This is a genomic window from Pseudochrobactrum sp. sp1633 (genome assembly GCF_030376605.1).
GTDB lineage: Bacteria > Pseudomonadota > Alphaproteobacteria > Rhizobiales > Rhizobiaceae > Pseudochrobactrum.
Genome location: NZ_JARRAE010000007.1, coordinates 234,270 through 243,412, shown reverse-complemented (window position 1 = coordinate 243,412; position 9,143 = coordinate 234,270). Strand labels below are relative to the sequence as shown.

The following is a 9,143-nucleotide window of genomic DNA, read 5'->3' as shown; positions in this document are numbered from 1 at the left end:
GCCGGAGTATGGCAGTTATGGTTTTAATCGAAAAACCTTCGACCTGTTTGAGATAGGTCTGATACTCGTATCTTAAGATAAGGTTATCATGATTTATGATGGCTGATTCAGGTGATGAAGAAATCGCAATTTTAGAGCCAACCCGAACGACATTATAGTCGTCTTGGTCGGTTCTGTTATTGGGATTAAGTTCTTTCTCAATGAGCTTTAATTCATTGGCTGAAACAAACCGATGCGCCTCTTTACCGGTAATAGGGCAGGTAACAGCCAGGTGATCGCTACCAGCCTCAGAGTGTCTCAGGCTGTATGCGTTATCATGTAGAGAATGTTTCTGTTTACAGTGAACGCAATAGACCTCTGTTTTTTCCAGCGGGATACGTCGTCTTTGTTTATTCCACTTCTGAAACCCACTGAGATCCTGCCCTAAATAAAGATCGCTAGTGCTACGCACAAAAGGTAGGCCCAGTTTTTTCCATGCAGTCAGAGTGTTGGGTACGATTCCAAATAGCTCAAGAACATCATTTGTCGTGTAAATAAGATGTGCTTGTGCTGAGCGTTTGATTTTGTACTCAGTATTGCTTTTCAATGGTGCAGTCATCATTCTGCTCCCGTCAACGCGCGTGTTTCAAACGCAATGAGATCACTCAAGCGCCAGCGCGTGGCACCAGGAGTTAAACGGACAGGTTTAGGGAAGTCAGCATTATATTTGGCCCAGCGCCAGACAGTTGCTTTCCCAACAGACAGCCTTTGTGAAACTTGTATGGCGGTTAGATAAACTTCGGTCTCAGCGCTCGGGGTGACATAACCTGTTGGCACTTTTGCAGCGTTAGGTGCTTTGCGGACGGGCTTAGCAGGCGCTGGTGGCGGGGAGGCTTGGTATGGTTCCTCTTTCCCTGTCGCGAGGGCATAGGGGTTCTGAGCGGCTTGCTTCGTTACAGCAATTTCAGAGTTATTATCAAAAAGAGATGGGGATTTATTTGCACTCATGACGAACTCCATCCCGCTGCTAAGCAACGGAAATCAGTTTGGAGCACGTCATGCGCTGATGTGAAAAAGAGCGACTCTATTGAACGCTATGGACATTAGGTAACCTCAGGTCGCATCATTTGGCAAGGGGCTAATTATCTACAGGTACAATTGTGCAAACGAGTGAATTTAGTAGAAATAGTTTGATGGGCTGAATGATGGGCTGAATTTTTATATGCAAATAAAATTAAATAAAATCAATAGCTTAATTTGATGTATTGGCGGAGAGGGTGGGATTCGAACCCACGATGGAGTTGCCCCCACGCCGCATTTCGAGTGCGTGAGGGAGTAAAGTGATTATGGCTTTGTATGTTATTCAACACCATCAAACTTTATCAAAGAGATGCATTGATAATTCGTATTGAAGGCAAATGTAGAAGATCACGAATAGAATTGCGCCGTGGCTGTGGCTATTCACGAACAATTTGCAATAACGGTTCAAAGCTATACAGGGCAGGCCGACGGCCAGCAGCTGGTTCAAGGGTGCGAATAAGACCTCGTTCGGCGAGAATACGAGTAAACCTATGTGCTGATGTCGCGGGAATACCTGATTTTGTTGTGAACACGTTATTTCTGAAAACCGGACGCGAGAATAAAAAGTCCAGCGCGGCAGTGCTCCATTGTGAGGTTAATATCTGCGGAAACTCTTTCTTAAGCTCTTCATAGAGGTCCCGTATACGCTCGGCTGTAGCCAAATTCTTTTGGGCCTGTGCTTCTAGTGCTTCCAGGAAGAAGATAGTCCATTCTGTCCAGGCCCCCGATTTTGATACCTCCCGCATGCGATCAATATATTCATCTCTGCGGTCTTCAAAGTAACTACTGATATAGAAATGTGGTGCAGAAATTGCTCCGTATTTCCATAGCATGAGCGTAATCAACATGCGGCCGATACGTCCATTTCCATCTTTGAAGGGATGTAATGCCTCAAACTCTAGATGAGCAACTGCTGTCTTTATCAAAATCTGCCATTCATCTGAATTGATAAATGAAAATAGTCTCTCCATACCATCATTAAGCTGTTCCGGACGCATAGGAATAAAGTGCACTTTTCTCCGCATGCGATCGGCGAGATAGTTTTGTTCGGTTTTGAATTCGCCTGGAGATAGATGGGCTCCCCTGCCGAAGCCAAGCAAAACTTTGTGAACACTTTTGATGAGAAAGCTAGAAAGCGGTGCTCCCTGCTCGATACTCCGTTGTGCGGCTGTCAATGCGCGGCTGTATAAAAATACTTCGATAGCTTCGTTACGATAATTTCCACCGACGCCGTTGCCGCTTTCTTCCTGATCTGCTTCGTATCGAAGCACTTCATCTAATGTGCTTACTGTGCCCTCCATACGAGAAGATACAACGGCCTCTTGATTACGCAGGGGAGCTAGAAGAATTTCACTATTGTGCATTCCTTTGAGCATTTGATCATAACGAGCTAGCGCTGCAGATGCTGAAGCAATTGTCATAATCAAGCGACTAGCATCAATTTCGCTCGGGGGAAATTGATCGTAATGATAATCTACAGCCTCTGATAGGTCGAGTCCTGGATGTGTAGCCATTTTGATTTCCAAATTTCGGTTTTCTTGCGAGACAAATTATCTTGATTGTTTTATGTAGTGTTCAAGCTGCCTTGTCTACCAATAAATACAAAATTTGGAAGACAATTCGCGTTGAGTGTGCTTGATTGCAGTCAAAGCAGCTTGGCTTCCAGAAGGCGTTATTTTTGATAGAGAAATGACTTTGAGTGTTAATTACGAGATTCAAATCAACTTGTCTGCCAAATAGGTAGGGAAATGGAACTCAAAATCAAAGAGCGCTTGGCGGCATTTGAAGAAAGTTTTTTAAGTTTTCATTTCGTTTAATTGGAATTAGGGGCTGAATAAGATTTCACTACTTTAATCGTTATTGCCGGTCCTGAATCGAAAATTGATGACGATCTGCAGCCGATAAAGTAAAATTTAAATTTGGAAAATTATTTTCGATCGAAATAGTAGTCCCTCTAGGTATCTGGGCTTAGTTGGAGTTCACTTTCTGACGCGATGCGCGAAGAGCTGGTTAACCAGGTTGCTCCATTACCTAATGAGATGAAGGGGGGGCCGAGGAAGCCAAACGTTTTGATCTTCTCATGCTCAATCTAGAGCTGGCCTTGCTCAAGGGATCTAAAAGATTTGATCGCTTAAAAAAACAATTGGCAGAAATAGCATCAGCCCTGGATGAGCAGACAGCAATTCCGTCTATTGCTGCCCAATATGCACTAATTCTAGATATTCTTTCCGATCATTGGTGGGAAGGTATTACCGTGCCTTTACTCGAGCTGGTGCGATTACGGTTGCGCAATCTTGTCCACCATATCGAGAAGAGTAAAAAGGCGGTTGTTTATACTAATTTTGAAGATCAGCTCACTGCATCATCGTATATCCTGCATTAACGTTCGGCCTGAAGCTATGCATGAAATGCTGAAATAGAACGTCCGTCTTCTCATCTAAATTTGTTTCGTTATATTTTGAGACTGGTAGCCCGGTCTTGTCGTCGTAAAGCAGGTCGTAGATCTGCTGCCGTAAATCGTCGCGAGTGCTCTGTTTCTCAAACAGGTCCTGAACTTCTTCGATACGCTGTTGAATAGCTTTGAGCACTACGACAGAGACGGCCTTGATCTGCCGGATCTCTTCCTTTGAGAGGTCTTCTTGTATAAGTAGGTCGAAAATCGGCTTCTGCTCTTGCGTCAGCCCCAGTGCCACATGACTTTGCGCCTCCTCCTCGAGGTCTGCTGCAATTCTCATCAGCGCTTCGAAGGTGGCCTCGATAGTGTTCTTGTCTTTTTCTTTATTGTAGTCGTTGATGATCTGGCCAAAACGAATCTGGAAATCTTCAATGGTGGGATTAGCCGCCAGCATTTTTGCGAGCCGCTCCTCAAGAACATTCCGAAGGTCCTGGACATCGCTCGCTTTGCGCTCACTCTTCGCAAATTCACGGCGAAGCAAGTCAAAGTTCACCTTGGAGATATCGAAGATTTTGTCATCAGCACTATCCGGGCGAATGTTGATAGCTTCGCCAACGATCGCGTTCAACTTCTGAATGATGGCCGATGTGTCGGCGGCCAGCTTGTCTTCTTGAAGTGAGTTGTAGATATAATTGATGGCCTGAAAGCCTGGCTTGTGTCGCTCCACATCCGGGAAGGTCAGGCAGGATTTGTATTTTCGGAAGACAGCTCGGGCCGAAATCTCAAACCGCTTGCGTGTTTCATCATTGGTGTTGATCAACTCCTTGGCATCTTTCAGCACCTTGAGTTTATCAAATCCAGTCGCACTGTGCAGTTGTTCAAGCGCAAAACCATCGGCTTGCAGCCCTTCGCGGACGATATATATAGCCTCCGCAAGTTCTCCCAGTAGCGCTTCTTGAGGGGCGAGCGGATCGATAACAGGTTCGTCACCACCTTCGTCTAGCGGACCCTTGCCGCCTGTGTGCCCAGCAAACGTGGCCAATGCTTTACGGAGGTTCTTCAGAATGCCGCAATAATCAACGATCAGGCCATTATTCTTGCCTTCCTTGACCCGGTTCGCCCTGGCGATTGCCTGCATTAAGGTATGCGCCTGTAGCGGTTTATCCAGGTAGAGTGTAGATAATGACGGCACGTCAAAGCCAGTCAGCCACATGGCGCACACGATTACGATCCGGAATGGATGGTCTTCGCGCTTGAAGGCAGTTTCTACATCCAGACGCTTTTCAATCTCGCGACCCCCAACGACCTCACTAATGACAAAGCCGTCCTTCATCCGCTTGCGATGGGGGATAATGTCGAGACCCCAGTCCTTGAATTTCTTGATCTCATTCTGCTCATCGCTGACGACAACAGCCATCTCGGTTTTTCGCATCCAGGCTATCTGCTGGATACGGATCAAACGCTCCTGATCGTCGGAAATATTTGCCAGACCTTTTTCCAGATCCGTGATCCGTGCCTGCCAAGCTTCGGAGATGAAATTATACATCCGCACGGCAGTGATCTTGTCGATGGCAACGAACATCGCTTTGCCACTTTCCCAGTTCGAGGAAAAGTGCCAGGTGAAATCTCTGGCAATATGACGAAGGCGAGGCTCGGCAGTCACCACATGATATTCACGCTTCAGATCATCTGAGAGCTTCGCTGCAACATCCGGATCGCCGATCTCTGCATCAGCAATAGCTTGGGCAAGCTTTTCATTCAGGTCACCGCCTGTTAGTTGCAATTTGTCACCGCGTGCGTCGTAGTAAAGCGGTAGCGTTGCACCGTCCTCAATGGCGTCCTGGAAGTCATAAGTCGAAAGATAGGCGCCGAAGACCTGTTTGGTGATTTGATCGTTGGAAAACAGCGGGGTTCCTGTGAAGCCGATGAATGCCGCCTTGGGCAGCGCTTTGCGCATGTTCAGCGCCAGTGTGCCATATTGCGACCGATGCGCTTCGTCTGTCATCACAATGATGTTGTCTCGGCCTGAATAAGTGCCACCTTTAGCCTGATCATCAGTGAACTTCTGGATCATACCGAAGATCACCTTTTTCTGCTGGCCGAGCAAGTCCCGCAGTTCCTGGGCTGATCCGGCCCGGCAAGGGTCCTTGTCGTTGTTGGCAAGCCCTACGCTGGCAAAAGTCTTGTAAATTTGGTTGTCCAGGTCTGTCCGGTCGGTCAGCACCAGAAAAGTGTAATCACCGCCCAGCTTACGATGCACCTTCTGAGTGAACAGTGCCATAGAAAAAGACTTGCCCGACCCTTGCGTGTGCCAGAACACGCCCAGCTTTCCGTCCAGAGCTTTCCGGTTGGCAACTGCCTCAACCGCACGGTTGACGCCGAGAAACTGATGGTTCTTTGCAAGAATTTTCACCGGACCATTCGCGGAATCGGCAAACAAGATGAAGTTCTCGAACAGGTCCATAAAACGCCGTTTGTCACAGACCACGCGTAGAAGTGCTTCCATCGGCAGCATCTCGTCACGCCGCTCAGACTCATCCAGCTTTAGCCAGTCCGAGAAGTGATCGTAATCCGCACTGATCGAGCCTAATTTGGCCAGGTCGCCATTGCCGAGGATGACAAAGGCGTTGAAGTGAAACAGGTGAGGAACTGCGTCCTTGTAGTCGGACAGATTCTCAGCATAGGCGCGTTTCAGATCTTTGTCTGGGCGCTTAAGCTCACAGAACATCAATGGTAGACCATTGACGAACCCCACTATATCGGCACGCCGTCGGTGGGCATATCCACTCCAGAACGGTATTGATCATTTTTACCGCACGAAAGGGAACCCTTCTCCTACTGCTAGAATACCTATTTTGTCATAACCGGAAGTCCTTGTTTTCTATAACTGGGTTTAAACGGTCAACAATTAAATCCATGCCGCACAAAAGGGTTCCTTTTCGTCAATAGGGGAACGGGTATTATCTCATTGTAAAATATCCCGTATTTCAGATTGACCTAATTGAATAATGAGCATGAGACAAATTGGATACGCGCGTGTTTCGACGGCAGATCAGAACTTGGCGCTGCAAAATGCAGCATTAGAGGCGTCTGGCTGTTCTTATATTCATGCTGATCAGGGCATATCCGGTGCAGATTTTGAACGGCCTGGACTTACGGCTGCTTTGAATGATTTGCGAGCCGGAGACATGCTGGTTGTTTGGCGGCTCGACCGTTTAGGGCGGTCGTTGATTGATTTGATCCGGTTAGTGACGGAGCTTGGTGAACGCCAGGTTGAGTTCCGCTCATTGAGTGAGGCTATTGATACATCATCATCCGGTGGACGATTATTGTTTCATCTTCTGGCTGCAATGGCTGAGTTCGAGCGGTCGTTGATCAGTGAGCGGACTAAAGCCGGAATGTCTGCGGCGCGTGCGCGTGGTAGTCAGATTGGCAGACGACCGGCAATGAATGAAGAGCAGCGCCATGAGGCGCGTCTTGCAATTGAGGATGGCTCCGTATCAGTGGAAGCAGTCGCAAAGCGATACAATATTCATCCGCGAACATTGTTGCGCACGCTCAAAAGCACACCAGTGCATTAAAGTAGCTCAATTTGACATATAGCGAGTCACTGGCTGGCTTTCAGTCTATCGACGTGGAAAAGTTCGTCTTGAATACAGTGCTCGCCAGTGAGTCGTTATGAGTGTTTTATGTTTCGGGGTTATGATGCTCAATGCATGCAGGGCTAAAACTCATGAAGCTTATGTTTCACTTCAGAAGCAAATACGAAATGATTTCGTTTTTTGAGGGTCATATCGATCCGGTGGGGCCAACACGTCTTTCTGGATTGCTAAGGATCGCTAGACCGTATCATTAAATTCAGCCGTTACAATCCGTAATGAGTTTCATTAAGTGTGCGCTGATCCTGGCGTATCAGATTCTTGTTTTGGATGGCGCTATGTGACTCAGAGAGCTTCACTGGCAACGTCCTTGCTTGTTGATGCAAAAGTATCCGTCCGGAAGATTGCGCTCATCAGCAAGTCTCTGCGCGCGCTTGCAGAGGTTGCATTTAAATCTCAGCAAGCCGAGTCTGTTGTGTTCCGGATGTTAATTCGTTCTATGACCTCTTCGGGGACATATGGTGTCTTTTGCGAGCCGGAGATGGTTTTTGGGTTGAATGTGTCACGCTGCCAATTATTCTTATTATTACTTACTATTATAGTTATAATAAGAATAATTGGCAGCGTGACATCTCCGGAACCCAATTTCAACACTCTGAGGTATTTAAAGTTCAGATAATTACATCTTGCGGCACATTCTGAAGGCTTGCCGTTTTGTTTTTACGTTCTCGTTCTCGTTGGCGTCTCTTCCGGTCCCGAGCCAATCTTTTTTCATAATCACCTGCCGGGTCAGCAATGCCGATTTTTACGCCTGCCTTGGCTACAAGTGTATCCCCGGTCTTCTTACACCCAGGCAAAAGTGGGCAAGAAGAGCATTCCGGTGAGGTTGGTGTGCAGGTATAATGAAGCGCAAAGCAGGTCGGCCAGAGTTCTGATTTACCTATCGGGATCACGCGCTCTACATCGACCGGATGATGTTGCAGGTCACTTTCAGCGATCTTCAGTGCTTGTTGAAATAACGCTTCTGGAAAATTGTTTTTAAAAACATCAAGCGGGATTTGCCTCTTTTCGTAAGTGTATTTCCTAATTGCCCGGTGCAGAGGGATGTTTTCATGCTGCACGTGTTGAACAATAAATGCTCTAAACTCGTTCTGTGCAGGTAAGTCCTTATAGTTTTCGATCAAGTAGGCTGGATGCTCGACACTGAACAGGCCATCTGCCAGGCACTCATGCCATCGCTTCATGACGTAATCCACGAACCATGGAGCGGCTTCGCTATTGCCATGGAGCTCATTTGGGCGCGGAAAGTGTTTGCGTTTGTCGCTCTTAAGTAAGGCGAAATTAAACGCTGCCTCAATATATACCGGGTAAGGCATACCAAACTCATCAGCTCGCTGTCGAGCAGCCCTCAATTGGCTTCTCTCACGTGTATTATGTTCAATAGTTTTAGAGTGCGCCCCCCGCGCATTGCGCGCGAGATCACGATCAATATTCTCAGCAATTTTTCGACTATAAATATTTTGATACGCTTTTAAGAAGCAACGATCTGCCTGGCTAGGAGAATAAAAGCGATATTCAAACCACTTTTTCGATAGTAAATTTCTTTCAGCTATAAGAGTAATATCTGAATTTTGAAGCATATCATCAATGAGATTTTCAAATCGAACATGTTCCGGGTTTTTCAGTTTTTTAAGCATAGCTAATCCTTCGCACCAAATGGCGCGTTAAGAACAAATGATTGAAGTGAAAGCGTTAAATAGCTAATCATCGAAATATATAGGTGATGATTTACTGTTTTTAATAGGGACTGAAAAATAATTTAATTTGTAATAGTAACGGTATATAGCGTTTTTTATAATTGATTTTTAATATTAAAAATATTGTCTAATTGCATCAATTATTACGATTAATTATAAAATTATATAAAATATACGATAATTTTTATATTGATTGTTGTGGTTATTGATTAAAATTTAAGTTTTTGTCAATTTAATGTAAAGTTAAGGGAAATAAAGTGCTCAGAGGCGCTGAGAAGAATATTTTTAATAATACTTTTAGAATTGGTTTTTGGCTCAGTTTTCTATGTAAAA

At 45.8% G+C, this 9,143-nt stretch carries 7 protein-coding genes; 2 read left to right on the top strand and 5 right to left on the bottom strand.

The window, feature by feature from the left end; all coding sequences use genetic code 11:
- The 3 genes from P8H26_RS10560 to P8H26_RS10550 all read right to left on the bottom strand — a co-directional run.
- On the bottom strand, positions 1 to 601 hold a 601-nt coding region (locus tag P8H26_RS10560), incomplete at its 3' end, for a hypothetical protein (RefSeq protein ID WP_289632920.1).
- Positions 598 to 987: an AlpA family transcriptional regulator gene (locus P8H26_RS10555; protein ID WP_289632919.1), complete on the bottom strand. Its 390-nt coding sequence runs from the start codon at positions 985 to 987 to the stop codon at positions 598 to 600. The genes P8H26_RS10555 and P8H26_RS10560, both read right to left, overlap by 4 nt.
- A 449-nt stretch (positions 988 to 1,436) precedes the next feature.
- Positions 1,437 to 2,573, bottom strand: a complete 1,137-nt coding sequence (locus P8H26_RS10550) for a Fic family protein (protein WP_289632918.1) — start codon at positions 2,571 to 2,573, stop codon at positions 1,437 to 1,439.
- 566 nt (positions 2,574 to 3,139) lie between these two features.
- On the opposite strand from P8H26_RS10550, the gene P8H26_RS10545 reads away from it, so the two are divergent.
- Positions 3,140 to 3,442 (top strand): hypothetical protein, encoded by a 303-nt coding sequence (locus P8H26_RS10545; protein WP_289632917.1) that lies wholly within the window; start codon positions 3,140 to 3,142, stop codon positions 3,440 to 3,442.
- On the opposite strand, the gene P8H26_RS10540 is transcribed toward P8H26_RS10545, so the two are convergent.
- Positions 3,414 to 6,254, bottom strand: coding sequence for a type I restriction endonuclease subunit R (locus P8H26_RS10540; RefSeq protein ID WP_289632947.1), 2,841 nt, complete (start codon positions 6,252 to 6,254; stop codon positions 3,414 to 3,416). The two genes, P8H26_RS10545 and P8H26_RS10540, sit on opposite strands and share 29 nt — an antisense overlap.
- A 214-nt stretch (positions 6,255 to 6,468) precedes the next feature.
- On the opposite strand from P8H26_RS10540, the gene P8H26_RS10535 reads away from it, so the two are divergent.
- Entirely contained in the window at positions 6,469 to 7,035 is a 567-nt protein-coding gene (locus tag P8H26_RS10535; RefSeq protein WP_289632916.1) for a recombinase family protein, read from the top strand.
- Between the two features lie 689 nt (positions 7,036 to 7,724).
- Here the strand turns inward: P8H26_RS10535 and P8H26_RS10530 are convergent.
- On the bottom strand, positions 7,725 to 8,750 hold the full coding sequence (locus P8H26_RS10530; RefSeq protein ID WP_289632915.1) for a hypothetical protein: 1,026 nt from the start codon (positions 8,748 to 8,750) through the stop codon (positions 7,725 to 7,727).
- Positions 8,751 to 9,143: the final 393 nt, after the last annotated feature.

Bases quoted from the DNA above. Each gene is read 5' to 3' on its own strand.
- P8H26_RS10555 (WP_289632919.1), bottom strand. From the start codon at position 987: ATGAGTGCAAATAAATCCCCATCTCTTTTTGATAATAACTCTGAAATT.
- P8H26_RS10550 (WP_289632918.1), bottom strand. From the start codon at position 2,573: ATGGCTACACATCCAGGACTCGACCTATCAGAGGCTGTAGATTATCAT.
- P8H26_RS10545 (WP_289632917.1), top strand. From the start codon at position 3,140: ATGCTCAATCTAGAGCTGGCCTTGCTCAAGGGATCTAAAAGATTTGAT.
- P8H26_RS10535 (WP_289632916.1), top strand. From the start codon at position 6,469: ATGAGACAAATTGGATACGCGCGTGTTTCGACGGCAGATCAGAACTTG.
- P8H26_RS10530 (WP_289632915.1), bottom strand. From the start codon at position 8,750: ATGCTTAAAAAACTGAAAAACCCGGAACATGTTCGATTTGAAAATCTC.